The organism is Streptomyces sp. NPDC102441 (assembly GCF_044765585.1).
Taxonomy (GTDB): Bacteria; Actinomycetota; Actinomycetes; order Streptomycetales; family Streptomycetaceae; genus Streptomyces.
This window is the reverse complement of record NZ_JBIWKH010000009.1, coordinates 281,886-307,167: the sequence shown is the minus strand read 5'-3', so window position 1 is coordinate 307,167 and position 25,282 is coordinate 281,886. Positions and strand designations below refer to the sequence as shown.

Genomic DNA, 25,282 nt, shown 5'->3' with positions numbered 1-25,282 from the left:
AGCGTATCTCGTGGACAAAACGCGTGCATCCCATCGGACTTCCAATCCGGGGTCGAGTACTCTCGCGAATTATCAAGTGCGACCGGCCGACGGACCGTGATTCCTTGCGACTTCAGCAAGGCTATCAATCCAGCGATGTCCTCCTCAGCTTCTGCTATGCATCGAGGATCAAAGGGGCCCACGGGAATCGCCGAAAGGTCCTGGCATCGGATTGTGTGTTGGCCCCTGTCGGCACTCGGAACTCGAGATCCCAAGGCGGTGCCAACGATCACCTCCTCAAGGGGGCTCCATTCATCGTGGACAGACACCAACGAGTTACTCATGCGGGCTCGCTTCCTTTCAGTGGGGACAAATCGGAAGGCGGAACAACGAGTCGGGAACCATGTCCGACGTAACGTGCATCGGGTCGTACAAGCGGCTGGCCAGTCGCTCGCTCCTCAAGGATATGTGCGATCCATCCGACTATTCGGTAGCAGACATGCAGTGGTGCGGATAGGTCAACTGGCAATCCGAGCGACTCGTAAAGGAGCCCCCCAAAGAGATCGTAGTTCGGTTGGGCGCCGTCCCGCCTTGAGCAGGCAGCGTCGTACATCGCATTGGCCTTTTCCAGCCCATTCACATTGCCTTCATCTAGGGCAACCTGCGTTGCGACCTTTCGGTATGGCGCCAGACGCGGATCACCCGCTCTCCCGTAGATAGCGTGTCCAATACCGTCGACCAATGTACCGTCATCCAAAAGACGCTCGACGTACGCCTTGACGGCGTCCGGCCCGTCCAACCTCGCCAGCTGCGCGTAGGCTGTTTCCGAGGCGTATCCATGACGCGCACCCGAGAACACACCAGCTGCGGCGGCAACAGCTGCATGAACGGTAGTGTGCGCGCTGTTCGCCACTAGACATGCATAGGTTGACGCCGTGGTGCCATTATCCGCGTGAATAATGAAGTCCCTAGTTATGGCGTCAATGTTTCGCTCGCTCGCAGGAAATCCGAACATGTGCAACATGTTCACTACGTGCGGAAACTCCGGCTCGGGCGCTATGGGCTCCCTCCCCTGCCGAAGCATGTGATAGGCACTAAGCAACGTAGGAAGCTGAGCGATAAGATCCATGCCGGCCTCTCCGACTTCCCCCAAGGACTGAACGGAAAGACCACCCCGAACTCCGGAGATCTCGGCATTCAGGAGCGATACCGCGGTCACGAGGGCAGATAGGGGATGCGCGCCGACACGCGCACAGAGACGGAGGGCCTCCATAGCCGCTGGTGAGATTGCCCTCCGCCTCGCCAATTGTTGCTGAAAAGCGAGCACCTGGGTGCCATCCGGAAGCTCACGATTCAGAAGGAGATACGACACCTGTTCAAAGGTTGCGCTGCTCGCAAGCAGATCGGTTAAGCCGTATCCACAGTAGGAGAGGGAGCCGTTACTTACATCGCTATTCGCGATGGAAGTCTCCGTAACAAGCAAACCCCGAAGACTTCTATTCACCTGCCGCGAGCCCGTACGCCCGTGCGCGAAAGCCAAGATGCCTTGGATGGAGCGCAGCTCATGATCGTGTCCGGGGTCGATCTGCGTACCCAGCCGAGTTTCTAGGGCCACCACGACACTGATATGGCCCAGAGAATCCCAACTGTCCGGATGGTGCAAATGTGAATCATCGGATACGTTGCTGGGATCTTCGCCCAGGGCCTGCGCCACCAGCAACTTCACATCGTCCAGGGACAGTTTCGATGAAGCGACCTTTGTGGGGCGCAAAGATTCCGCCAATAGCTCTACGACACCCTTGCGGTCTATCTTGCCGTTTACATTCAGGGGCATTTCGTCCAGATTAACAATCTTCTGCGGGACCATGTAGGGTGGCAAGACTTGCTCCACGGCTTCAATATTCACGGAAGAGCCGGTTGTTGCAGCAAAAATAGATTTCGCGTCGTTTGGCGGCCAGGGAACGGCGACCGCATCAGTCGCGCCCAGCTTTCTCAGCGCGGCCTCTACGTCGCCCAACTCAATACGGTAGCCGCTGATCTTCACCTGATGGTCATTGCGAGCAACGTAAACTATCGTCCCGTCCCCCAGAACCTCACAGATGTCACCAGTTTTGTAGTACCTTCTAACCTCGCCAAGCTCGGATCGAAGCAGAAAGCAATTACTGCTCCGGTCACTATCGAGATAGCCGGAAAAGATTTGGGGCCCTGCAATACACAGCTCCCCTCTGCCTCCGATCGCAACATCAAGTCCTGCTTCGTCAACAATGGCGACATGATGACCCGCATAAACGTGGCCGATTGGAACCAGGCCGTTGACGCATTGTTTCGGGGAAGAAGCTGGATTCCAAGTATATTCGGAAACTGAAATCGTAGCCTCGGTCGGGCCATACATATTGATTAGGGCTGAGTTGTGTGCAGCTTGCTGCCAGGCGGTAGCGACGTATTCAGGAAGCGCTTCACCGCAAAATAGGCTATATCGTAGACTCGGCAGGCTCCGCGGGCTCAAGGCTGCGTCACTTACTAGAGTCTTGGCGACGGAGGGCACAGAAAGCCATACGCTCACCTTATTCTCGTTGATGAAGTCAACAGGGCTTGAGATATCTCGCGGTCGCATCGTGATTGCAGAGGCCCCACTCTCCCAGGCCATAAAGGGACCGAATATCGATAGGTCGAAAGTGGAATCGAAGGTGAGCGCGAAGATGTCCTCGTGGCCAAAATTATATCGGCGCACAGCAGAATCCACGTACGCCATCAAGCTACCGTGAGATACTGGAACACCCTTTGGTTGCCCACTACTACCTGACGTGAACATGATATAGGCAACGTCGGCGGCTGTCGGTTGCGCGATTTCGTCCAGGGGAAGCGGAGACGCTTGCGCGAGATCAACTGCGTCGACAATGGGGGTCCCGATTCTCCTGCGAAGCGGCCTACTCAGTCCCTCGGGAAGAAATACAGTGGGCTTTGTTTTGAGGAGGTCGAAGATGTCGCCCAACTCTTTCGCGGCCCCGCCGTCGACGATAATAATTGAGATACCGGCTTGCGTTATCATTTCCGCCAAACGCTGAGCGGGGAACTTTGGGTTCAATGGAACGAATGCGATGCCCGCCAGCAGAGCGGCTACCTTTCCCACATGTTCGGCTGCGCCCGTGTGAACATAAATGCCCACGCCTTGCACCGGATGTGAAGTCACGCACTCGCGCAGCCGAGTGGCCCATCGACGTGCTTCTTCCAGTACTTCCGCATACGACCATGCCTGACCCTCGTGAATCAGAGCCGCTTGATCGGCTCGCGTACTAGCGCTCTTCAGAAAGCCCGACACTGAACCGGTCACATTGTGTTCCGAGGAATCCCGATTGCAAAGTACGCCGTCCACCTACTTCACTGCTCCCGTGTCGTCTTGACCTGCAACGGTAATTCACGGTATTACGTCGGCTTCTTGTGTCAGATTGTTTCAGAGCCGACGCAGGCGGTGGCAGAGTTCCTTCGCGTAGACCTCCAACGGTCGTTCGGGCGGCGTCCTGGCGCCCGCCGAGGCAGGGGAGAGCCTCTGTTGAACATGCACATTCGGGAACTGTCTGATTTTTTGTGGGCGGGGCGGTGATCACTTCAGTTTGAGGGTGAAGCGGCCGCTGTAGTCAGAGTCCCGGCAAAGTGGCGCGGTGTCCATAGGCCGTTTGGGAGCGTGGTGGGTGAATCGGTCTGTAGCTCGATGGCCGGGGCTTCGGCGCAGTCAGCCGGCGTCCGCCTCCTGATGGGGCGACCGTTTGGGCGGGGTCCGATGCGGAACAGGCGCGGACGCCCGTGATCATAAAGTTCTCCACGCTCTTCGATCCTCGGAAGTCACAGGCCTTGCGCTTACACGAAGCGGGCTGTCCGAATGGTGATCTCGAAAGCAGAAAGCGCCTCTGACCAGCGGGAATGTTGATTACTGAGATCCTTGTTCCCGCCACCGCCAGAGGCACTTTCCAGGTGAAGAAGCCTATCGGGACCTACCCGCGTGTCCGCGTCGAGCGCGGCGGTCGCGGAGTGGATTCGCAGGCCGGTGCAGTACTGCTGGCCGAGGAAGTCCGTAAGTCCGGTCTGGATGCGGCGACATCGGCGGCGCCCGAGCCATGGCGGAAGGCCCGGCGGTGCACGATCCGGGCAAGATCCTGCTGGATGTCGCGCTCGCCGTCGCGCTGGGCGGGGACTGCCTGGCCGATGTGGCCCTGCTGCGGGCCGAGCCGGCAGTGTTCGGGCCGGTGGCCTCCGACCCTACGGTCTCCCGCCTGATCGGCGGACTGGCCTTGGGCGGCAGGCAGGTCTTGGCCGCGCTGCGCACGGCCCGCACCGAAGTGCGCGAACGTGTCTGGCGGTCGGCAGGAGATGCGGCGCCGGATGCAGGCAGGCAGGCAGGCAGGCAGATCGTGGACATCGGCGGCGTCCTCGTCCTGGCGCACTCCGAGAAGGAGAACGCCGCCGCGACCTGGAAGAGGGCGCGGGCAGTTTGCGAGGCGTGCGACGTTGCCCCTGGTGCCTGGGGCAGCTGTGCCGTACCTCTGCGGGACGGGCTGAGCGGCTGCCAGAGTGATCCGTAGAGCGCCGTAGTGGCGGCTCGTCGCTTCGTTTCAAGGAGTCCAGTTGAGCTCAGGCCACTATGTCCGCCGCCCGAGGAGGCAGTCGGGGGCACCCGGTTCCTTGATGGTTATGACCATTCTGCTCGGTTCTGTATTCGTTGTCGGGAACTGGGACGAAAAGGAGGGCAGCACGCTTGAGGCCTCCGTGCCCTGGTGGCTGTGGGTTGTTGTAGGCGTGGCTGTGGCCGTCATCGCCGGAGCTGGGTGCTACTACCTCTGGACTCGCATCCGAAGGGAGAATGCAGCGCTCAAGGCAGAGGAGGAGGCTGCCGAGAGACAGCGGGAGCTGGATGCTCAGAAGCTGACTGACTTGAAGACGGTCACTCCGCTGGCGACGCTCCTGGAGCTGAACCAGACCCAGCTCGATGAGTACCACCGGATTGCGACGGACCAGGCGGACCGGTCCTTCCGGTCCTCCCAGCGAGCGATGGCCATCGGCCTGATGGTGATCGCCGGCTGTTTCGGCGCCGGGCTCTACTTCGACAACCTGCAGACCAAAGTCTTCGTGGCGTCGATCGCGGGGGTTGCCGCAGCATTGACCGCGTTCTTGAACCGCACTTACTTGCAGATGTACGGGCAGACTCTTGGTCAGCTCAACCGGTACTTCGAGCAGCCTGTGCTGACCGGGTACTACCTGACCGCTGAGAGGCTGGCCTTGAACCTGAAGGAAGACCCCGAGAGCGAGATGCGGCGCCGCATTATCGACCAGGTCCTGGAGGCTAGTGCCCGGATGAACAATGCTGCGGAGCCGGCAGAGGAACCGCAGGCCCGGCCCCGGCGAAGGAAGAAGAAGGCGATGATCCCCGCTCAAGCCTCCAAGTAGACCCGAGCTTGAACTCCGCCACGCGCCGGTCCGTCTCCAGGTCGTACGGCCGGGGTCGTTGCCGGCCCCGAGGGAAGGGCGCAGGGAAAGCCTGCCGCCTCTCTCCAGGACGTGCGGTAGTGCCAGCAGGATCCCCTAGGTGTGGATGAGGTCATTGATTCGGCCGAGGCTCTCACGCACGGTGAGCGCGGAGGCAAGGAGACCGGCGTCCATGCCGCCCGCGCCGAGGATGAGCCTGGCGGCACTCGTCCCGAAGTCCTCAGGCCTGCAGCATGTGATGGTCCTCAGAGCTGGCTCACTCGCGCTCATCCCGCCTCAAGGCTCGTCATCAAATGCACTTCGGCCTGCTCAGCCTCTCGGCTTAGAGGGGGCGCGGGTGATCAGTTGCTGACCGACTCGTCGCGTGCGGCCACCGCGTCAGCCCCCTCCTGCACGAAGCCCACGACCGCCGGCACCTTCTTCGCGACCCCGGTCCGTTCCGCCACGCCATGGGCGGCTGTGCCCGTCCGCTCTCCGGCGGCGCTGGTTGTGAGAACGGTGTCGGTCAGTGCCGGAGCGAAGTTGTCGGCCTGGGCAGTGGGGGCGGCGGCCAGCAGAAAACATCCGGCTGCGGCGACGGTGAGGGTTCGGCATACGTTCATGGCCGGTACAACGCGCCGCCCTCCCGCAGGGCACGCCTCCGCCCCGATGCGTCACCCTTCGTCCGGCCCGCTCACCCGTGGGGGGCTGTCCGGCAGCAGCGACCACAATCGGGATACCCGGGGGCGCCCCTATGGGGGGTTTGGTCAAGCTGACTGGGCGGGTCGAGGGCAGCACCGGTTACCTGTTTCCCGAGCGCGGCCTCTTGTTCACCGGCGACGCCCTGGTCACCCATGACGGGCTCACCGGAGATACCGGCCCCCGACTCGTGTGCCGGGGCTTCACCCACGACGGCGACGCGGCCCTGGCCACCCTCGACCGAATCGACGAACTGCCCACCACGACAATGCTCCTGCCCGGCCACGGCGATCCGGTCACCGGCGACGCGCGGACCGCCACACGGAAGGCCCGACAAGCCGGACTGCGCTGACCAACGCCTGCCCCGCCCCAAACGGCGCAGGTCGCGGGAGACCCTCGCTGAATCCCTTTTTGGACACGTGGTGGCCACGGTTGTCCTCTTGAGGTTCCATGAACCTGCGCCGCTGAGTTGACGGTTGCGGCGCTTCGCGGACACACGACTGATGAGGACACGGGGAGACGGGGCGATGAGCGAGAGCGAGGACCCGCTGGGTAGAAACACGAACGAACCCGCTGCCGGGCTGCGAACGAACACGGGGACACCGCCGGCACCCGACCCCGACCCGGGCAGCCCCCCGCCGTCACCCGGCCCCGAGCCGGGCAGCCCCCCGCCGGCCCAGACCCCGACGCCCGCCCGGGCAGGATCGCTGCTGCGGCGTGTGGGCGCGCTCAGCGTGGCTAACAAGATCGGTTTTGCCGGGGTCGTCGTGGCCCTGCTGGCTCTGCTCGTCCCCCTGCTGACCACGTTATGGGGACGGTGGGTCGAGGAACCCTCGGTGGTGTTCCGTGCGGAACCGCAGAAAGGCTTCTGCCAAGTCGACTGGTCTACCCTCCCGGGCAATGCGGGCCTGCTGCCACAACTGCAAGACGCCGACACCAGGACGCTGACCCGCTGGGAACGCGAGCGCCGCATCGTCCAGCGCGGGACCAACCGAATCATGCTCTCGCTGCGCGGGAATTCCGGAATGGCCGCCCAACTGCGGGATATCACCGTGACCGTCGTGCGCAGAGACCCGATACCCGCTGGGTCTCGGTCGGATCCGAGAACACCGGGGTGCGGAGACGGCTCGCTCCCTCCGGAAGCGGCCGGGGTCAACCTGGACGAACTCGCCGTGGGCCGCCCAGTGTCCGTGATCGACATCTTGGGAAAACCGACCCAGCAAACGGCGGCCAAGGAGGCTCTTGACTGGGGCACACCCGTGGTCCTCCCTCGCACGCTGACCTCCGACGCGGTGTACACCCTGTGGTTCCTGGGCCGTACCGACCGCTGGGACACCTCCTGGAAAGCCACCCTGACCTGGTGGGACGGGAAGAGGACGCAGACCGTGCAACTCGATGACCACGGAAGCCCATTCCGGGTGATGGCGACCGCCCCGAGAACCCCATGACCGGGGTCGCGGTGATGGCACAAACGACGCGGCGCAACCCGGTGGGCCTGCTCACGGTGCCCCTCACCGCGATCCTCGTCCACGCGCTGGGCGTGCTTCCGGCACAGATCAGATGGGCGGAAACGCATGTTTCACCCAAGCGGGCAGAGGGCCTGCCGGGGGGCACGCTCGAACCCCTGGAGGCCTTGCGGCTGCTCACCGTCTCCCCGGTATGGCGGCTGGGAGAAGCGGCAGGAGGAGAGGCACTCCTGACCGAAGCAGTCTGGACCAGCCTCTTCGCCCTGTTCCTGCTCGCTGCCTCCACCGTTTTCACCGGCCGGACAGACCTTGGCGTGTACCGAACCCTGCGAGCCTGCGTGCCCCTGGTGGTGCTGGCCCCGCTCGCGGGTCTGGCCGCCCTGATGGTCACCCGCCTACCGCTCTTCCTGCGGGAACAGCCACAGCTGGAGTCCTCGAAATTCAGCAGCCCCGTCCACGGGTACACCCCGCTGACCGAGACCCTTCAGGACGCGTACCAAATCGCCCCGCACACCGCCCTGCTCGGACTGTCCGCAGCAGTGGTCCTGCTCGCAGTCAAGGGCACCCGATGGTGCACCTCCGCCCACGCACCGGGAGCGCGCAGGGCTACGCTTCTCCTTCTTGCCCTTCTCCGCGGGCCCGTGCGCACCGTGTGGCGCCGCATCGGCGAGACGGTACTCGTGACCGGCACCGCCACAACGGCTCTGCACCTGCTCACTTCCCCCGACCTGGCCAAGGCGGTGCGCCCACTGCTCGACGGCCGCTGCTCCTCCCGGTTCTGTGCGAACGAACTGACCCAAGCCCTCCTGCGTCCCCGCCCCCGGCTGTTTCCGCACAGCGAGGGTGTCGAGATACTCACCGAGACCTTCCTACGCCCCTGGGCCTACGAGTGCTTCGCCCTGCTGTTCGCTCTCACTTTCTTCGGGCTCAGATCACTGCCCGGCCTGCGCACCCGGCCGATGCGGGCGCGGGCGCTGTTCCTGCTCTGCCTGGCGGGCTTCATATCTGGCTCGGTCGCCGCGAACACTTCGCTTCTCCTGTACACCGACGCCCTGTTCGGCGCGGAGCCCCTTCATACCTTCTCCGGCCTACTCCTGCACTCACCGGGAATGCACGACGCCCTCTACGCGGGCCCCGCCACGGCGTTCGTGACGACCGCCGGAGCCAGTGCGCTCAGGGCCCTCGCCCGTGGTACCAGCCGGTTACGCGGAGCCGGGGGCCAGGTTGCCGCCGTCACTGACACACCACATGTCGCCGGCCACTGACAATGCCGTGTCGCCCGACAAGCTCGTCGCAGACCTCAGGTATCAACCCGTGTGCCCGTGTCCGTGCCCGTGCCCGTGCCGACAGCGGCGACGGACGTACGGACGCCCCCAGCACCTGCCCTGCCGGGGCGGTCCACGAAGACCCGCCCCAGCTCGAATCGCTCTACCACCAGCGAGAGACCGCATGCCTCTTTCGGTGAACAGACGGCACGAGAGCACCTCCAGCGGCGGCTTCCAGGACGCCTGCGTAGAGGCCCAGGCGCAACCGGACCGCGCCGGTGTACTGATCCGGGACTCCAAGGGCCGTCACCGCAGCAAGCCATCGTGTCCCCGTCGACCAAGCGGCGGCAGAGACGACCATAGGGATTCGGGCCGAAAGAGGCCGGCGCGTGAGCGGGCCGCAGCCTCCAGACGTGCGGTGCGGTGATCGCGGACCGGGTGGCGTGCGGAGCCGTTCGGGCCTCGGTCCAGCCTCGCCCCGGAGGCGTAAGGGCGCTCCCGCGGTTGGTCGTGAGGCATGTTGGCCTGACTCCTGAGACAAGGGTCCCGCTACGCGGAGCCGCGCTAGTAATAGCCCTTCGCGCCGTCGAGCAACTCCCGGACGATGTCCGCGTGCCCCGCGTGCCGGCCCGTCTCCTCGACGAGGTGGATCAGCATCCAGCGGAGGTTGGCGCTGCCGTCGCGGAAGTCGGAGTGCCGGCCGACGTCGTCCAGGGAGGCCGTGGCGACGATCTCATTGCTGCGGGCGCACTGAGCCTCGTACTCTGCGAGGAGCTCGGTGAGGGGGCGGGCGTCGGTGTGCCAGTCGGCGTCCTCGCTCGACTCGTCGAACGACGGGTTCTGCTTCTTGTCGCCGCCGAGGAACACCACCTCCAGCCACGTGTGCTCGGTCCAGCGCATATGGGAGATGAGACCGGCCATCGTCATGGCCGGTGAGGTCGGGATGACCGAGCGGTGCGCGTCCTCGTCGCTCAGTCCCTCACATTTCCAGCGCAGGATCTGCCGCTGCAGGTCCAGCCAGCCTATGAGCGCGGTGCGTTCGTCCGCTTGGAGCGGGGGGCGTTCCAGTTCCGATGTCATGCCGGCGCACGCTACCGGGGCGGCCTTGAGAGGGACACCTGAATAGTGGAGAACTGGGCCTGGAGTTAGCAACGTTGGCACCGAAGCCTCGGGATCGGTGCCGGCCACGACCCGCTACCTCACCGAGCAGAATGACTCCGTGCGATGGCTCGCGGCTGATTCAGATGCCGAGCTCCTTGCGGCCGCTTGAGCGTGCGGAACGCTGGAGCGTTCGCGCGACTCATAAGACGGGCGACTTCCCGTGGGTGGGAGTCCGATTCACTGCCGGGTGTTCCCTCCGAGCACGGCTCCTTCCTCGACGCCCTCGAGAAGGACCTCGACATCCAGCACTCCCCCGCACCCAGCCGGAGTGCCGCTGCGTGAGCATGTCGTGCATATAGACCTCTCCTGGATCCTCGAAGTGGCCGAACGCGCCGGCCACCAGGATCCCGCCCCCCAAGATCTGGGAGTTCCCCTCGCCGCGGTCGCTCGTCACCGCGCCCACCTTCTGGAAACCCCCGTCCACCAAGGTGCCTTCGCCAGGGCTGCGGCCCTGGTGCACACCTTGGGGCGACTGCGCTGGCTGGAGCAGTCCAACCTGAGCGTGGCCTGCGCCGTCGCCGTGATGTACCTCGAGGCCAGCGGCGTATCTGTGGCACCGACACGGGACCAGCTGTCAGCACTGGCACGTGAGCTGTACGACCCGAAATGCACAGCCGCACGCATCGCGGTGCACCAGCGGGCTTGGCGGGACTGAGACCGGTGCGCGTGTTGTCCGCGGCCACCGTCAGCATGGGGCCGTCCATGCACGCGCGGGGAGCAGCCGTGCATCCCCTCGGTCGACGCGTCGTGGCTGGGACTGGCTTCGTCGATCTCCGGGAGCAGCGTTTGTCGACGGGTTCCGGAGTCATGTGGTGATCACTCGGCTCGTGATTTGTCGAGCAGAAGTGACGGTGCTGCGCGTGGGACGGTTAAAGGGAAGGCGGGAGCCAACGGACGCTGGCAGGATGTCGGAGCTCAGCACCCGATGGAAAAGGACCGCCGACTATGGCTCGTGCCATCACGTTGATCCGCTCTGCCTCCCTGTCCGACGTCGCCGAGTACGCCTACGCGGCTACGGCGCCCGCCGAGTCACGCCTGATCTTCCTCGCCGGGGCGTGTCCGCTGAACGAGGACGGCTCCACGGCAGCGGTCGGTGACTACGCGGGTCAAGCGACGAAGGCCATCGAGAACATGCACGCCGCCCTCGCCACCTCAGGTGCGTCGCTCCAGGATGTCATCAGTACGAGGGTTCTCGTCGCGTCGGCCCGGCGAGAGGACCTGGTGGCTGCCTGGAAGGTAGTCCGAGACTCGTTCGCTGACCATGACGTCCCCAGCACCCTGATGGGGGTCACCGTGCTCGGCTACAAGGACCAACTCGTCGAGATCGAGGCCGTCGCCGCCGTGCTCGATTCTTGAGCCCACTGGCACGCTGAGTCGTCGGCATGACCAGCAACCTTCACCAACGGCATCCCACCCACAGCGTCGTCACGGACCTGCACCTGTTCCAGCAACCTTGCCCACGTGCCGCCCGCCTCCCAGCGGGCGAAACGCTCGTAGACGGTCTGCATGTCAGACAAGCCTCAGGAGCCGGATGGGGTGGCAGCAACTTCGGCGAACAGGTCTACGTAGGCGTCCCCAATTCGGGTGCGTGTAGTCAGGCTCCATACGGGTCCCACCCGTCTTCGATGACCACCCATGGGTGCGGTGCCACACCCGGCTCGTACGACGCCGCACGCGGGAACGGCTCGCCCCCCTCACACATGCGCGCGAAATCCCCCTGCTCGCGCGGCTTGTCGCCGAGGACGGCGTCGTTGACGGGTGGCAGCAGCATCAGCACCCACGCCACCAGGGCCGCCGAACCGAGCGCCACCACCAGGGCCTTGACTACGCGACGTCGCACACGTGTCATGAGCCGGATGCTACGGACGCCAGCGGGGAGGGGCGCCGACGACGGCGTACCGGACGATCTGCTGGCTCGGTGGGCGGGGCGTACATCAGGACTACGAAGAGGTGGTACGTCAAGCCGGGTGATCTTTAGCCTCGGGGTCCGAACGGTTCGTGGTACGTGAAGCGGACGACCGCCGGATCATCCGACTGTGTCTCACCCCGGAGGGCGTCGAACTGGCCGAGCAGAACTTCACCGTACGGTCGGCCCAGGAGCAGGCACTGCTCGCCGGACTGGGCGCGGCAGACCGGCGCGCTCGGGCGATGCGTTCGCCGCTCAGTTCGCATCCTCCCCACTGGCCGGCTGGTGCGCTTGCTGCGGTCCAGCCAGCCGGCCAGTGGGGGGCGCGGCCTATCCGTGGTGGCGTGCGGCGAGCGGGTCTCCGGCCTTGCGGACGACCTTGGCGATCCAGGCCATGGCCTCGGGCACGTCGTAGTTGCCGGCATGCGGCTGGTTCCAGGCGAGCTGGTAGTCGACGTCCTTGACCTGCTTGTCCGCTTCGAGCGCCCGGTCAAGGTTGATCGAGACGGTGAACGAGGTGTCCCGGTCACGGGTGCCGGTCCGGACATACCAGTTCTCTGCCGTGTCGGCACCGGTACCGACGAAGTCCATCGGGTTGATCAGGTGGACCTGGTCGTCGACGGTGGTGCTGCGCTTGCCCGTGTACTGATCCCAGGTCAGGCCGGTGTCATCGAGCCCGCTGCCGTCGCCGGCGACGTCGTTGTGGTCCCAGCTGTACTCGGTGTAGTTCATGTACTTCTGGTTCGAGGGGCCGAAGAGGTTGGTCTCGGTCCGACTGGTGATGTCTCCGTTGACGCCCACCGCGTCGAAGGCGGGCGTCGTCTTCAGCGTGGCCTGGGCGACGACGAAGGCGAGGTACCTCTTCATGTCGACCGAGAGCACCTTGTCGGTGCCGTTGTCGACGTCGATCCAGTCATTTACGTACGACTTGGTGGTGGGCGGGCCCCCGGGACCTCCGGACTGAATCTCGAAGCTGCCGCCCAGCGGCGGGATCGTGTGGGTGGCGTCCGCCTTCATATAGGTCTCCGCGGAGCGGATGACCTCCTGCTCGATGGTGTCGATCATGTTCGCGGCGGTGAGCCTGGAGCCGTCGGGGTTGCGCAGCCCGAGGCTCTTCTCGTAGGCGGGGAACTGCGCCGCGATCGCGGCCGCGTCTTCGGGCGAGGGGTTCTGGCCTGCGCCGTCCCGGGTGTCGAGGACGTTGTACAGCCACTCGTACGCCCTGTCGGCGTTGCCCAGGTCGGTGATCGGGCAGTACGCGTTGACGGCGAAGACGTCGTCGCGCAGACTACTGCGGCCCTTCCCGTCGATGCCGGCGGCGCCGACGGCCTCGAGGTAGGGGTTGTACTCACTACTGTTGCCGGAAGCACCCAGGATCGACACCAGCGCGCCGCCGCCGCTGGTGCCGTTGATGACGATGCGCTCGGCGCTGCCGGGCATCGTGGCATCGTTCAGGCGGAGGTAGCGGACGGCGGCCTTGGCGTCGACCACTGCCGCGGGGGCCTTGCCGGGGGACGAGCCGTCCGCGCCCACCAGGCCACGACTGCGGTTGGCCACGTCGGCGAAGACGTATCCGGCCTTCAGTGCGGCTCCGACGTTGCTCGTCGAGCTGTCGTACGAGGTGCCGTCGGTCACGCTCGCCTTGACGTAACTGGCCATCCAGCCGCTGTTGTTCAATGCGAAGTAGACCGGTGCCTGCTGATTGCTGAAGGCGCTCTCAGGTACGAACACGTTTATGCTCTGGTAGCCGCAGGCCGTGTTGGGAATCGTGGTACCGCCACCCCCGGGACCGCCGGGCTGCTGTGCCGCCGCAGCAACAGGCTTGGCGACGTAGCAGATCTCCTTGTACCAGCGCACGTTCATCGGCTGCCCGTCGACGGTGACGCTGATCGTCGTGTACGCGGCGGAGTCGAAGGCCAGTGCGTCGTCCTGGGGGTCCGCAGCATGGCCGCTGCCGTGCGACAGGACCGCGCTGTCAGTAGCCGCGAAAGATGTCGGCACAGCGATGGCCGTGAGGGCGAGCGAGCCGGCGACCGCCACGCCTTGAAGCAAGTACTTGCGAGTCACCGAGCCTGTCCGGAAACCCGTGGTTCGGACCAGTCCATCGCGTCCGGAGGACGTCGAGAGCCGCCGCATGGCATCTCCACTCGTTGAGCACCAGGTGCTTCGCCGATGCCCCGGGGCCGAGGCGTCACGCACGCTATCGGATTGTCAACAATGTGCCCAGCAGTTTGACGAACATTTCCGTTGAAGATTCGACCTTACCGAGCGACGGGTCCCCACCGAGGCACCTACGGGCCCGGCGGCAATCACATCGAACCGTGCAGCCCGCTCACCCGCCTCGCGCTCACCCCCGACCGATATCGCGACCACCTGACCCGAAGCGGAACGCACCGAGCGCCGAACCAGGGACAAATTGTTCCTTAGATTGTCAACAAAAGCGTTGACATGCCGTTCGGGTGTTCTTACCGTCAAGGCCACCATCGCGAGCACCCGTCTCGCTCGTGTCGGGTCCGCAGCTTGAGCCGCACCGACCACCCCCGCCTTTCGCACCGATCTCCAGGGACCCTCCTCCCGGACGAGAGGAAACAACGATGTCCTCCTCGCTCGCCCCAGCCTCCCGCGGCAGCAGAATGGCCGTACTGGTCATCGCTCTGTGCTGGCTTGTCGTGTTCTTCGACGGCCTCGACATGTTCATCTACGGCTCCGTTCTGCCGCACATGCTGGAGCAGCGCGCCCTCGGCCTCGAGCCGGGCACGGCCGGCGACCTCGGCAGCTATGCCACCTTCGGCATGCTGATCGGCGCCCTCTCCTCGGGCACCCTCACCGATCTCATCGGGCGCAAGAAGATGATCATGGCGTGCACCGCGCTGTTCTCGCTGGCTTCGGCCCTCTGCGCGGCCGCCCCCACGGTCGCGGTCTTCGGGCTCGGCCGGACGCTCGCAGGGCTCGGCCTCGGAGGTCTGCTGCCCACCGCGATCACCATGGTCTCCGACTACGCCCCGCGCGGCCGCGGCGCCTTCATCATCGGCGCACTGATGACCGCCCACCACGCCGGCGGCATCGTCTCCGCCTATGTGGCCCTGTGGATCGTGGAGCCCCTCGGCTGGCGTGCGGCCTTCTGGGTCTGCGTGACACCGCTGATCGTCGCCGTCCCGCTGGTCGCCCGGTTCATGCCGGAGTCCCTGAGCTTCCTGGTCGCCAAGGGACGCACCACCGAGGCGCGCGAGCTCGCCGACCGCTACGCCGTCGAACTCCCCGTCCCCTCGAAGAACCGTGCCGCGGCCGGCGAACGGTGGAGTGCCCTCGCCCAGCTGTTCCGCGGCAGCGAGTGGGTCCAGACGGTGATGTTCTGGCTGGCCTCCTTCGGCGGCCTGCTGCTCGTGTACGGCGTCGCCACCTGGCTCCCCACCATGATGCGCGGCAAGGGTTACGAACTCGGCTCCTCCCTGAATTTCGTCGTCGTCTTCAACCTCGGCGGCATAGTGGGCATGCTCGTCGCCGGCCGCTGCGCCGACCGCTTCGGCGCCGCGCGCATCTCGGCGATCTGGTTCCTGCTGACCGCCGTGGGCGTCTACCTGCTCAGCGTTCACATGCCGCTCGCACTGACCTTCACGGTGATCTTCTTCACCGGCCTGTTCCTCAACAGCGCCCAGACGATGATCTACGCGACAGTGGCCGGATACTCCACCTCCGAGAACCGTGCCACGGCCGTGGGCTGGACCTCCGGCATGGGCCGCTTCGGCGCCGTGTTCGGTCCCTGGCTCGGCGGTCAGCTGCTCGCCAACGGGGCAGCCGACTGGGGCTTCACCGCGTTCGCCCTCTCCGCCCTGTTCTCCACGGTCTTCATCACCCTGGCCGGCCTGCGCATGTCCCGCCGGACCCCGGGCCGGACCACCGTGCCGCCCCTGACCGCCACCAGCTGACCGGCCTGTTCCGCCGACCGGCGCGGACTGCAAGCGACAGTCTCGGGGTCTGCGGCAGTCATGTGCCGCAGACCCCGAGCCGGCGAAGGTGGCATCAACGGTGCTCGCGGTACCGCGCGGGGGTTCCTGACGGACGGTCCGGCTCAGCCGCTGACCGTGAGCTGGATGTTGCCTATTCGCCCCATCCGGTCGAAGGAGACTACGGCGGCGTTCCCGGTCGGCAGATCGGCGATCAGCCGGTCGCCTTCCACGCGCTGCGGCACCCCGTGGTGCTCGAAGTACCCCGTGACGGCCCGTCGCGGCGAACGCCCGATGAGTGAGACCCCGGCCATGAGCACGCGCGGCAGGGCGACCGGATCGAGCTGGGCGCTCGGCACCTTCGGGTCGTCGGGCAGGAAGTACACCCGGGTGCCGGGCCCGGCGGGCTGCCCGATGTACCCGGGAGCGTCGGCAACCCCCATCCCCGCGAAGGCCAGCATCTCGGCAGCCCGCCGGGGATCGTCGAACCCGGACAGATCGAGTTCCTCAGCGGTGAACTCAGGAATCCCGTGCACCTGTCCGTACCGTGCCACGGCAGCGGACAACGCCACGACCTCACTCCCGCCGAGCCCGGGATTCGCCCAGCCCCACAGCCAGGAACCCGCCTCCATGTCGTACGTCCCGAGGACACCGACCCGCAGCTGCACCTCCCCCTGCTGGTACGAACACGTCGGCAGGTCCGCGCTCCACGGCGCCTCGGGCAGGAACTCCATGAGCGCCTCGAGCTGAGCGGCGCCCCAGACGGAGTGCCGTTCCGCCTCGAGCACGAACTGGTCGCTGAATCCGGTCGTCATGATCACGAGCGTAGAGGGGGAGGTCCAACGACGTTTAGTCCGGGCCCCGTTCCTCGGCCAACCGCTCCTTCGGCAGGTGATGGAGGCGTCCGAACGACTTCGGCGGGTGCCTTCGCCGGCGCGTCGAGGATCCGCCGTACGGAGACCGCGCTGCCCCCTCCCGCGCGGCGACGGACGCCTTGGGCGGGACGTCTCCCACGCGCCCGGAATGTGCCGCGCGGCCTCCCTTCGGCGAAGAGCGTCGTGTCCCGGCTGGAGTGTTCGGGAAAGTGGATCGTCTGTCAGACCTGCCTGGGATGCTCCGAGTATGGAGATGACCGTGCAGCTGACGATCGACTGCTCCGATCCGCAGAAGATGGTGACTTTCTGGGCCGAGGCCCTGGGCTACGTCCCCGAGCCTCCGCCGGGCGGGCACCCCACGTGGCGTGCTTACTGGGCGGCGATGGGGGTGCCCGAGGCGAAGTTGCCGACCGGTGCGGGAGATGTCCCGGAGTCGATCATCGATCCCGCGGGACGTGGACCGAGGGTGTGGTTCCAGCAGGTTCCGGAGCCGAAGGCCGCCAAGAACCGGTGGCACTTCGACCTGAAAGTCGGTGGGGGCCGTGACGTCCTGCTGGACGTCCGCACACAGCGGGTCAACGCTTCGGTGGAACGGCTGGTCAAAGCTGGTGCCACCGTGCTTCGGATCAAGGATGCGCCGGACATGGGGCTCTACGCCGCCGCCATGCAGGACCCCGAAGGCAACGAATTCGACGTCGTCTGAGAGCCGTTGCGACGGTGCAGGCCACAGCCGGTTTCCAACCGTGGCCGCCCGCCCGGACTTGGAGGCCGGCGCGGGCGGAGAGCCAGGAGGCGCCCTGCTCAGCGATGACGTGGTCGAGCAAGCCGGTCGAAGCCCTGGGCGCCCACCGTGCCCTGCACGAAGCGCCGAAGGTGCGCACGCACAGCGTCCGGCTGCTCCAGCCACGGCTCATGCCCAGCGCCCTCGATCCGCGTCAGCGGAAGATCGAGCCGGAGCGCAAGTGATTCAAGAGCCGACACGGGGCGGGGATCATCGGCCCCGCCGAGAAGCTCCGCCCGCGCGGGCAGGCACCCGAGCAACTCGGCAAGATGCCCATCGAGCGGGTCCTCCCGTCCCTCCTTGCCAAGTTCACCGTTCATGGACCAGTTGACCGGTCGGCGCCGCCGGGCACCCTGGGCTGCCCAGCGCCATCCGCGTTCGGGATCGGAGTGGTCGGTGAACCAGGCCAGCGTGAGAAGCTCGACTTCCTGCTCCTCCGTGCGGTGCGGCAGCTCCTCCAATTCGCGGAGCCGGTGCTGCTGCTCTGCGGACATGCGGCGGCCGCGTTCCGCCCGGTCCCCCGTACGCCAGTCACCGACGAACGGCCCGCACATCAGCAGCATCGCGGCAACCCTGTCAGGATGCTTCAGGCAGAAGCGGCTCGCCAGGTCAGTGCCGTAGGAGTGCCCGATCAGCACGGCCCTGGGCACGTCCCATACGTCGAGCAGCTCGACGAGATCGTCGACATGCCGGGCGAGGGAATGGCGGCCCTGCCACGGGGATCGGCCCGTGCCACGCTGGTCGTACCGGTACACAGGCGCGAGGTCCGCCACCATGGGGGCGACATCGCCCAGATAGTCCGGCAGACCCGGACCGCCGTGGAGCAGGACCACGGCCGGCTGCCGAGTCGTGTCCCCCAGCGCCGTCCAGTGCAACTGCGCCTCATCGGTCATCGACACCAGGCCCTGCGTCTTCATCAAAGTCACCGCGAAGAATTTACCGGCGTCACCAGCTGCCCAGCGGCGAACCCGCGCGATCCGACCGCGGTCACCGAGCGCGCTGATGGATGACCGCCCGGCGCGGCCGATCCTCTTGCGGGTCATCCGAGCCGGCGCCGACGGATCGTCCCGGGCTCAGGGCGTGCCGCGCACCGGGCGCTCGGGGCGCGGCGTTGTCGACAGGGGCGGGGAGAGGAGGGACTCGAGCAGCTGAGCGAGCTGTTCGCGCTGCTCCGGATCGAGTCGCCCCGTGGCCGGCGCGAGGGCGTCCTTGCCTTCCTCGTACATGCGCTTCGGCGCGGGCGATGAGGCCGGACATGGTCGACTTGTCCAGCCCCAGGAAAGCCGCAAGGTCGCTCATGCGGGGGCCCCGCTGGTGCCCGGCGTCGACGGCGTCGTGCGCGACGCCTCGGGCCGCCTGCGTTACGCGGTCCTGGACGACACGAACCTCGGCACCTTCGCCGAGCGCACCGTGATCGACACCCGCCGAAGTGTCGTCCTGCCCGATGACGTGGATCCCGGCCGGATCGCCGCCGCGATGAACCCGGGTATGTCCTCCTGGGTCGCCCTGCGCCGCCGCATCACGTTCCGCGAGGGGCAGCGCGTCCTCATCCTCGGCGCCACCGGCAGCGCCGGGCGCATGGCCGTCCAGATCGCCAAGCGGTTCGGCGCCTCTCAGGTATTCGCCGCCGGCCGCGACACCACCCGCCTCAAGACGCTGCCCGGCCTCGGCGCGGACCAGGCGCTCACCTTCGACGAAATCGCCGCCGCAGCCGACGTCGATGTCGTCCTCGACTTCGTGTGGGGCGCTCCCGCCGCCGACGCCATGCTTCCGATGCTCACCGCCCGTGCCGACCGCTCCGCCCCGCTGACCTGGGTCCAGATCGGCTCCATGGCGGGCGCGTCCGCCCCGATCCCCTCCGCGGCGCTGCGGGCAGCCCGACTGAAGATCGTGGGCAGCGGCATCGGCTCGGTCGCTCCCAGCGACTTCATCGCCGAACTGCCCGGGCTGGCGAAAACGGTGACCGAGGGCGCCCTCTACGTCCAGGCCCGCGCCGTGCCGCTGGCCCGGATCGCGCAGGCCTGGTCCGAGAAGACCAGCGAGCGCCTGGTCTTCGTGCCCTGAGCCCTCGCCCGGCCTTCCGCCTCACGTTCTCCGGCCGGGCAGCCAAGCGAATCCAGGAGTGAGTCATGCAGGAACACGCGTTGTGAAAAGCCCGCCTGCACCATGCGTCTGGCACTCGACGCCCGGCGCACCGTCACCGAAGCGCGCCTCCTCAGCCGGCGCCCCGGTACCGGACAGCGTGTGAGACGTGGTCGGCCGGCGCCGCCCCGACGGGTCGATCCTGGCGTAGCCGGACAGCAGCAGGAAGCCACGCCTCCAAAGCTCCCGAGGACGGTCATTCCACGAGGGGCTGCGTCCCTATGACGTCCAGGAGCGCCAGGCGTTCGGCGTCTTCGGTGCCGGGTTGGGCTGTGTAGACCATGATGCGCAGGTCACTGCCGGTGGCTCTGAGCACGTCGCAGTCCAGGGTCAGGGCGCCGACGTGGGGGTGGTCGATGGTTTTGCGGGCGGCTCGGTGCTCGCCGACGGCGCCTGATTCCCACAAGGCGTTGAAGTGAGCGCTGCGGCGGCGCAGTTCGGCGACGAGGGACCGCAGGTTCGCGTCGTCGGGATAGTTCCCGACGGTGCGGCGCAGGTCGGCGGCGTGTGCTGCCTGGAGTGCGCCCTTGGATTCCGAGGTGTGGCGTACGCGGCTGTGCGGGTCGAGGAAGTTGCGCCAGACAGCGTTGAGGTCGTTGCCGTGCCATTCCCCCATGAGTGCCGTGTACAGGGGGTTGGCGAGCAGTTGGGTCCAGGCGGCGTCGAAGACGGCGACCGGCGTGCTGATCAGACGGTCCAGCACGCGGTGGACGCCGGGAGTGATGTGCCGCGGGATCGTGCTGGGGCCTGGCGGTGCGAGGCCGGCCAGGCGGAAGAGGTGATCGTGTTCGTCCTGGGTGAGCCGCAGGGCGCGGGCCAGGGCTTCGACGACCTGGGGTGAGGGGTTGGTGGCGCGTCCCTGTTCCAGCCGGACGATGTAGTCGGCGGAGATGCCGGCCAGCTGCGACAGTTCCTCGCGGCGCAGGCCGGCGGCGCGCCTGCGTGCGCCCACGGGCAGGCCGACGACCTGGGCCGGGGTGTGATCGCGCCAGTGGCGCAGGGCCGTGCCGAGTTCCGTGGTCGCCATACCGTTGATTGTGGCAAGAGAGACGGTCGTCTGTCCTGGTACCGCCATTCCCAGGAAGGCGGGTCTACTGGCTGATCAGGTGTTTTCGGCCGACCATGGGGGGAGGAACGGCACGGTCGGTGAGCCGGCTGCCGCCTGCGACATCGTCTGCCTGTGCGTGTGCACCGATGACGACGTGCCGCCTCGGCCGACATCTGGAAGGAACAAACACCCATGAACAAGCTCGCCCTCATCACCGGCGCCACCTCCGGCATCGGAAGAGCGTTCGCCGACCGCCTTGCCGCCGACGGTTATGACCTGATCATCGTCGGCCGCCGCAAGGACCGCCTCGACGAGTTCGCAGCCGACCACTCCGGCGTCGCCATCCGGGCCGTCGCCGCCGACCTGTCCACCGACGCCGGCATCGACACCGTCGCCGGCATCTGCGCCGCCGAGCCGTTGACCGTGCTCGTCAACAACGCCGGCGTCGCGCACTACATGCCACTGGCCGAACTGCCCGCCGACAGGGCCCGCGAGCTCGTCCACGTCAAGGTGCTCGCCCCCACCATGCTCACCCGCGCCGTCGTCGCCGGCATGCAGGAACGCGGTGAGGGGCAGATCATCAACGTAGCCGGAATGATCGCTTTCAGCGGTCCCGCCGACAAGTCCGTCATGCCTCGCCGCGCCGTGTACGCCGGCTCGCTGGCCCACCTCGTCGCCATGTCCCAGACCCTCAGCGCGGAATTCGACGGCACCGGCGTCCAGGTCCAGGTCCTGTGCCCCGGCATCGTCGCCACCGAGTTCCACTCCCGCCAGGGCCTCGACATGAGCGTCGTACCTCGCATGAGCGCCGAGGACGTCGTCACGGCCAGCCTGCGCGGCCTCGAACTCGGCGAAGTCGTCTGCGCCCCCGGTGTCGAAGACGGCAACCTCCTCGACAGCGTCTTCCAGGCAGACCTTGCTGCCTTCGGCGGGCAGAGCTCCGACCTCGCCTCCCGCTACCGGGCCAACTGAACCGGATCGCGTCGTCCTGCCTGCCGGTCACCGGCGCGGAGGTCGCCACCAGTTCGACGCATCCCGGACTCCGGCCACCAGGACGACCGGGTACAGTGCGCCCGTCAGTCCGGCTCACCCGAGGAGGGGAAGCGTGACCGAGACCAGCGAAGCCCGATCCGCGGACGGTACGGCGCATGCGACCCAGCAGAGTCGGCTGCGCCGCCTGATGCGCTACATCCCTCTGATCGCCCCCGTCCTGCTGTGGACGGTGCCCTGCTGGGTTCTGCTGCACACCGGCCAGCACTGGCCGCCCCCCGTGGCGCTGGGCGGCACCGCCCTGTTCGTCCTCGGTCTGGTCGCAATGCCGCTCGCGATGACGCGCGGCCACGGCCGACGGCAGCAGGACCGGGCGGCCATCGTCGGAGACACCCTCCTCGGGGCCAGCTGGGTTCTGTTCACCTGGTCCGTCCTGCTCGGCGTCCTGCTGCGCCTCGCCCTGACCGTGGCCGGCGTGGGCGACGGGCAGACCCGGGCCCGGATCGTCAGTTGGGTGGTTCTCGGCGTAGCCGCCGTGCTGCTCACCTGGGGGTACGCCGAGGCCCGCCGGGTGCCACGGGTGCGCCGGCTCGACGTGCAACTCCCGCGACTGGGCGCCGGATTGGACGGCCTTCGCGTCGCCCTCATCACCGACACCCACTACGGCCCGCTCGACCGCGCCCGCTGGTCGGCGCGGGTCTGCGAGAAGGTCAACACCCTGGAGGCAGACCTGGTCTGCCACACCGGCGACATCGCGGACGGCACGGCCCGACGGCGCCGTGCCCAGGCCGCTCCGCTCGGCACCGTGCGAGCCACCCGGGCCCGGGTCTACGTCACCGGAAACCACGAGTACTACAGCGAGGCCCAGGGCTGGGTCGACCTGATGGACGAGCTGGGCTGGGAGCCGCTGCGCAACCGCCACCTGCTGCTCGAACGCGGCGGCGACACCCTTGTGGTCGCCGGCGTGGACGACGTCACCGCCGAGTCCTCCGGCCTGGCCGGTCACCGCGCCCACCTCGCCGGAGCCCTGAACGGCGCCGACCCCGACCTGCCCGTCCTGCTCCTGGCCCACCAGCCCAAGTTCGTCGACCGGGCCGCAGCAGGCGGCGTCGACCTCCAGCTCTCGGGCCACACCCACGGCGGCCAGATCTGGCCCTTCCACCACCTCGTCCGCATCGACCAGCCCGCCCTCGCCGGCCTCAGCCGCCACGGCACCCGCACCCTCCTCTACACCAGCCGCGGCACCGGCTTCTGGGGCCCGCCGTTCCGCGTCTTCGCCCCCAGCGAGATCACCCTGCTCGTACTCCGCTCCCCGCAGGGGTCTCCCACACAGCCCCTGTGAGCGGACTGGCGTGTGCCGGGACGAACGGGGGTGGGCCCGGCCGATGAAGGCCGGGCCCACCCGCTCGTTCCGCTCAGCTGATGAAGGCCTCCTCGGGCGCGGTGGGGGCGCCACCCCCGGGGACTCCGCCGTTGGTCCACACCGGGTCCGGCCAGACTCCCGTGCAGGCGGGCGGGTCGGCGTACCAGCCCGAGTTGCCGGTGCCTTGAGTGACCTTGAAGCCGCTGCCGACACAGTTGTGGATCGGGTTGGACTGGGCGATGTGTGTGGCGACGACGTTGTCGAACGAGGCCGTGCCCGGGGACTGGACCTGCAGCGCGTACGTGCCGGCGCCGTCGATCCTGATGTTGTCGAAGTGCAGCCCGTCGGTCGCGCCCTCGATCAGATGGATCGCGGCGTAGGAGCTGTCCAGGATCTCGCTGTCGGTGATGTTGATGGTGGCGCCGCTGATCGGCTCGTTGAGTCCGCTGAACCAGATCGCGCCGACGCCGAAGTGCCAGTTGAAGTCGTTGTTCCCGGTACGGATCAGGGTGTTGCGGGCAGCGGTGTGCGTGCCCGAGACGGCCGTCCCCTGACCGGAGTTGACGCCCGGATAGCGGTTGGCGATGTGCAGGCCGCCGCCGTTGGTGATGGTGTCCGACATGACGTTGTCGGAGATCGTGATGTCCTTGCCGCCGTAGGTGACGATGTTGTTGGCGAGGATCGGCAGGATCACCGTGTTGAACGTGAACGCGTTCTTCACGTTCGGGACGTTCTCCGCCCACATGGCCAGACCGTCGTCCCCGGTGTTACGGACGAAGGTGTTGGTCACCGTGGAGTTCGTGACGCCGTAGTGGAAGTTCACCCCGTCGGCGGTCTGGTCCAGGATCCGGCTGTTCTTGATGGTGAAGTCGTCCATCGGGCCGTCCATCCAGGCACCGCACTTGGTGTGCTGCATCCAGACGTTGTCGACGACCGAGTCGGACATGGCCCCGCCGATGGCGTTGACCTGGTCGTTGTCCACCCGCTCACGGATGTCGCCGATGATGGCGAAGTCCTTGAGGGTGACATCGCTGCTGCCTCCCTGCGCCGCGTACTTCCCGTAGACCCCGACCGCCTTGCTGCGGTCGGTCGGGTGCCGCCCGGTCAGCACGCTGTACCAGGGCCCGGCCCCGCGCAGCGTCACCTTGTCGACGACGATGTGGTCGGTGACCTGGAAGGTGCCCTGGGGGATGTACACCTCCTTGCCCTGGGCGCTGCCCGCGTCGACCGCGGCCTGGATCTTGGAGGTGGAGTCGGCTTCGCCCGTCGGGTCGGCACCGAAGTCGCTCACCACGTCCAGCGCCCCGGACGGCTTGCCGACCGGGGCGTCCACCTGCTCGAAGTCCGCCAGGTCGATGGTGAACGACGGTGATGTGGCGGTGGAGCTCACCTGGAGCCGGACCTTCGTGCCGGCGGCCAGGGTGGATCCGAACATGGTCCGGGTCTCGTCGTAGAAGTGGTGCGGGTTGGTATCGCCCGGGTTGTTGTTGAAGGGGTAACCCCCGTAGTACCAGCCGTACTTCGATGTCACCGGCACGCTCTTGAGCGAGGTGCCGTCGACCTGCAGATCGAGAGCGGCGTCCCGGCCCGTCCCGGCCTCGTCGTCCGGCAGCGAGTAGCGGAACGTCATGGCGTTCGCGGGGGCGGTGAGCGTGAACTCGACGTACTCACCGGTGGCGTCGAGCGTGACCGCCTGCCGCCCCGACGCCTCCGAGGGCAGCGAGCCGTACAGACGGTCGGGGCCGATCAGGGAGCCGTTCGTGGCGGCGTACTCGGCCTCCTGTTCCGTGAACGGAACGGTGGCGCCCCGGCCGGATATCCCGACCGGGGAAGGCGCGGGGACCGCTGCGGCCTGGGCGGCGGGAGCACCGGCCAGGACGACCGCCGCCGCGGTACCGACGGCGGTGAGGGCCAGGGCGAGGGAAGCGGACAGGGAGCGCCGCAGAACACGGCTGGGGCGTGGGGGGTGTGGGGGGTGAGTCTGCACGTGGGGTCCGTCCTTGCGGCTCGGGGGCACTGTGGACGCCCTGAGGCTAAGCGCACCCCCGCAAGGAAGTCTATGAGGACGCGCAAAATAGTGCTGTGATCGCTCAAATTGTCGACTCGAAGTGGGATTACTTTCCCAGGCCCCGCGCGACGGCATCGCACAGGGCACACAGGCCGGCCGCGTGCGTGCCCTGTGTGGTGACGAGAGGCATCGGCCGGC

General features: G+C 66.9%; 20 protein-coding genes and 3 pseudogenes. 12 read left to right on the top strand and 11 right to left on the bottom strand.

Going from position 1 to position 25,282, the window contains the following annotated elements:
- Positions 1 to 319 precede the first annotated feature (319 nt).
- Complete coding sequence (locus ACIREO_RS21850) at positions 320 to 3,352, bottom strand: citrate/2-methylcitrate synthase (RefSeq protein WP_404112739.1); 3,033 nt, start codon at positions 3,350 to 3,352, stop codon at positions 320 to 322.
- Positions 3,353 to 3,948: 596 nt separating this feature from the next.
- Here ACIREO_RS21850 and ACIREO_RS21845 point away from each other — a divergent pair.
- A pseudogene (locus tag ACIREO_RS21845) lies at positions 3,949 to 4,538 on the top strand (transposase); the annotation flags it as partial.
- A gap of 127 nt (positions 4,539 to 4,665) precedes the next feature.
- Positions 4,666 to 5,418, top strand: coding sequence for a hypothetical protein (locus ACIREO_RS21840; RefSeq protein WP_404112737.1), 753 nt, complete (start codon positions 4,666 to 4,668; stop codon positions 5,416 to 5,418).
- A 380-nt stretch (positions 5,419 to 5,798) separates the two neighbouring features.
- Here ACIREO_RS21840 and ACIREO_RS21835 read toward each other — a convergent pair whose 3' ends face one another.
- Positions 5,799 to 6,059, bottom strand: a complete 261-nt coding sequence (locus tag ACIREO_RS21835) for a hypothetical protein (protein ID WP_404112734.1) — start codon at positions 6,057 to 6,059, stop codon at positions 5,799 to 5,801.
- Positions 6,060 to 6,199: 140 nt separating this feature from the next.
- Here ACIREO_RS21835 and ACIREO_RS21830 point away from each other — a divergent pair, with 140 nt between their 5' ends.
- From ACIREO_RS21830 to ACIREO_RS21820, 3 genes are all read left to right on the top strand, one after another.
- Positions 6,200 to 6,487, top strand: coding sequence for a hypothetical protein (locus tag ACIREO_RS21830; protein WP_404112731.1), 288 nt, complete (start codon positions 6,200 to 6,202; stop codon positions 6,485 to 6,487).
- A gap of 367 nt (positions 6,488 to 6,854) precedes the next feature.
- Positions 6,855 to 7,583, top strand: a complete 729-nt coding sequence (locus ACIREO_RS21825; RefSeq protein ID WP_404112728.1) for a hypothetical protein — start codon at positions 6,855 to 6,857, stop codon at positions 7,581 to 7,583.
- A gap of 14 nt (positions 7,584 to 7,597) precedes the next feature.
- Positions 7,598 to 8,866 (top strand): hypothetical protein, encoded by a 1,269-nt coding sequence (locus ACIREO_RS21820; protein WP_404112726.1) that lies wholly within the window; start codon positions 7,598 to 7,600, stop codon positions 8,864 to 8,866.
- A gap of 564 nt (positions 8,867 to 9,430) precedes the next feature.
- Here the strand turns inward: ACIREO_RS21820 and ACIREO_RS21815 are convergent.
- A complete protein-coding gene (locus ACIREO_RS21815; protein ID WP_404112723.1) occupies positions 9,431 to 9,946 on the bottom strand; it encodes a DinB family protein in 516 nt (171 codons plus the stop codon).
- 349 nt (positions 9,947 to 10,295) lie between these two features.
- Between ACIREO_RS21815 and ACIREO_RS21810 the strand changes: the two genes are divergently transcribed.
- A complete protein-coding gene (locus ACIREO_RS21810) occupies positions 10,296 to 10,682 on the top strand; it encodes a fic family toxin-antitoxin system, toxin component (protein WP_404112722.1) in 387 nt (128 codons plus the stop codon).
- Positions 10,683 to 10,972: 290 nt separating this feature from the next.
- Complete coding sequence (locus ACIREO_RS21805; protein WP_404112719.1) at positions 10,973 to 11,383, top strand: RidA family protein; 411 nt, start codon at positions 10,973 to 10,975, stop codon at positions 11,381 to 11,383.
- Positions 11,384 to 11,433: 50 nt separating this feature from the next.
- Here ACIREO_RS21805 and ACIREO_RS21800 read toward each other — a convergent pair.
- The 3 genes and pseudogenes from ACIREO_RS21800 to ACIREO_RS21790 form a co-directional block, all read right to left on the bottom strand.
- A pseudogene (locus tag ACIREO_RS21800) lies at positions 11,434 to 11,532 on the bottom strand (IS5/IS1182 family transposase); the annotation flags it as partial.
- Between the two features lie 89 nt (positions 11,533 to 11,621).
- The gene (locus ACIREO_RS21795; protein WP_404112716.1) at positions 11,622 to 11,876 is read right to left on the bottom strand and encodes a hypothetical protein; all 255 of its coding nucleotides are present in this window, start codon (positions 11,874 to 11,876) and stop codon (positions 11,622 to 11,624) included.
- A gap of 387 nt (positions 11,877 to 12,263) precedes the next feature.
- Positions 12,264 to 14,000 carry a subtype B tannase gene (locus ACIREO_RS21790; RefSeq protein WP_404112713.1) on the bottom strand — a complete coding sequence of 579 codons (1,737 nt, stop codon included), beginning with the start codon at positions 13,998 to 14,000 and terminating at the stop codon, positions 12,264 to 12,266.
- 527 nt (positions 14,001 to 14,527) lie between these two features.
- Here ACIREO_RS21790 and ACIREO_RS21785 point away from each other — a divergent pair.
- Positions 14,528 to 15,859, top strand: a complete 1,332-nt coding sequence (locus ACIREO_RS21785; protein ID WP_404112710.1) for an MFS transporter — start codon at positions 14,528 to 14,530, stop codon at positions 15,857 to 15,859.
- A gap of 143 nt (positions 15,860 to 16,002) precedes the next feature.
- On the opposite strand, the gene ACIREO_RS21780 is transcribed toward ACIREO_RS21785, so the two are convergent.
- Positions 16,003 to 16,692 carry a DUF6882 domain-containing protein gene (locus ACIREO_RS21780; protein WP_404112707.1) on the bottom strand — a complete coding sequence of 230 codons (690 nt, stop codon included), beginning with the start codon at positions 16,690 to 16,692 and terminating at the stop codon, positions 16,003 to 16,005.
- A 307-nt stretch (positions 16,693 to 16,999) separates the two neighbouring features.
- On the opposite strand from ACIREO_RS21780, the gene ACIREO_RS21775 reads away from it, so the two are divergent.
- Positions 17,000 to 17,455 (top strand): VOC family protein, encoded by a 456-nt coding sequence (locus ACIREO_RS21775; protein ID WP_404112704.1) that lies wholly within the window; start codon positions 17,000 to 17,002, stop codon positions 17,453 to 17,455.
- Positions 17,456 to 17,553: 98 nt separating this feature from the next.
- Here the strand turns inward: ACIREO_RS21775 and ACIREO_RS21770 are convergent, their stop codons facing one another.
- Complete coding sequence (locus ACIREO_RS21770) at positions 17,554 to 18,450, bottom strand: alpha/beta fold hydrolase (RefSeq protein WP_404112898.1); 897 nt, start codon at positions 18,448 to 18,450, stop codon at positions 17,554 to 17,556.
- A 156-nt stretch (positions 18,451 to 18,606) separates the two neighbouring features.
- Positions 18,607 to 18,759, bottom strand: coding sequence for a hypothetical protein (locus ACIREO_RS21765; protein WP_404112701.1), 153 nt, complete (start codon positions 18,757 to 18,759; stop codon positions 18,607 to 18,609).
- Between the two features lie 88 nt (positions 18,760 to 18,847).
- On the opposite strand from ACIREO_RS21765, the gene ACIREO_RS21760 reads away from it, so the two are divergent.
- Positions 18,848 to 19,597, top strand: a complete 750-nt coding sequence (locus tag ACIREO_RS21760; protein ID WP_404112698.1) for a zinc-binding dehydrogenase — start codon at positions 18,848 to 18,850, stop codon at positions 19,595 to 19,597.
- Positions 19,598 to 19,871: 274 nt separating this feature from the next.
- Here ACIREO_RS21760 and ACIREO_RS21755 read toward each other — a convergent pair whose 3' ends face one another.
- Entirely contained in the window at positions 19,872 to 20,702 is an 831-nt protein-coding gene (locus ACIREO_RS21755) for a helix-turn-helix transcriptional regulator (RefSeq protein ID WP_404112696.1), read from the bottom strand.
- A 213-nt stretch (positions 20,703 to 20,915) separates the two neighbouring features.
- Here ACIREO_RS21755 and ACIREO_RS21750 point away from each other — a divergent pair, with 213 nt between their 5' ends.
- Positions 20,916 to 21,695 carry an SDR family NAD(P)-dependent oxidoreductase gene (locus tag ACIREO_RS21750; protein ID WP_404112693.1) on the top strand — a complete coding sequence of 260 codons (780 nt, stop codon included), beginning with the start codon at positions 20,916 to 20,918 and terminating at the stop codon, positions 21,693 to 21,695.
- Between the two features lie 133 nt (positions 21,696 to 21,828).
- Positions 21,829 to 23,055, top strand: a complete 1,227-nt coding sequence (locus ACIREO_RS21745; RefSeq protein ID WP_404112690.1) for a metallophosphoesterase — start codon at positions 21,829 to 21,831, stop codon at positions 23,053 to 23,055.
- Positions 23,056 to 23,143: 88 nt separating this feature from the next.
- Here the strand turns inward: ACIREO_RS21745 and ACIREO_RS21740 are convergent.
- Positions 23,144 to 25,063, bottom strand: a pseudogene (locus ACIREO_RS21740) (glycosyl hydrolase family 28-related protein); the annotation flags it as partial.
- Between the last annotated feature and the right edge of the window lie 219 nt (positions 25,064 to 25,282).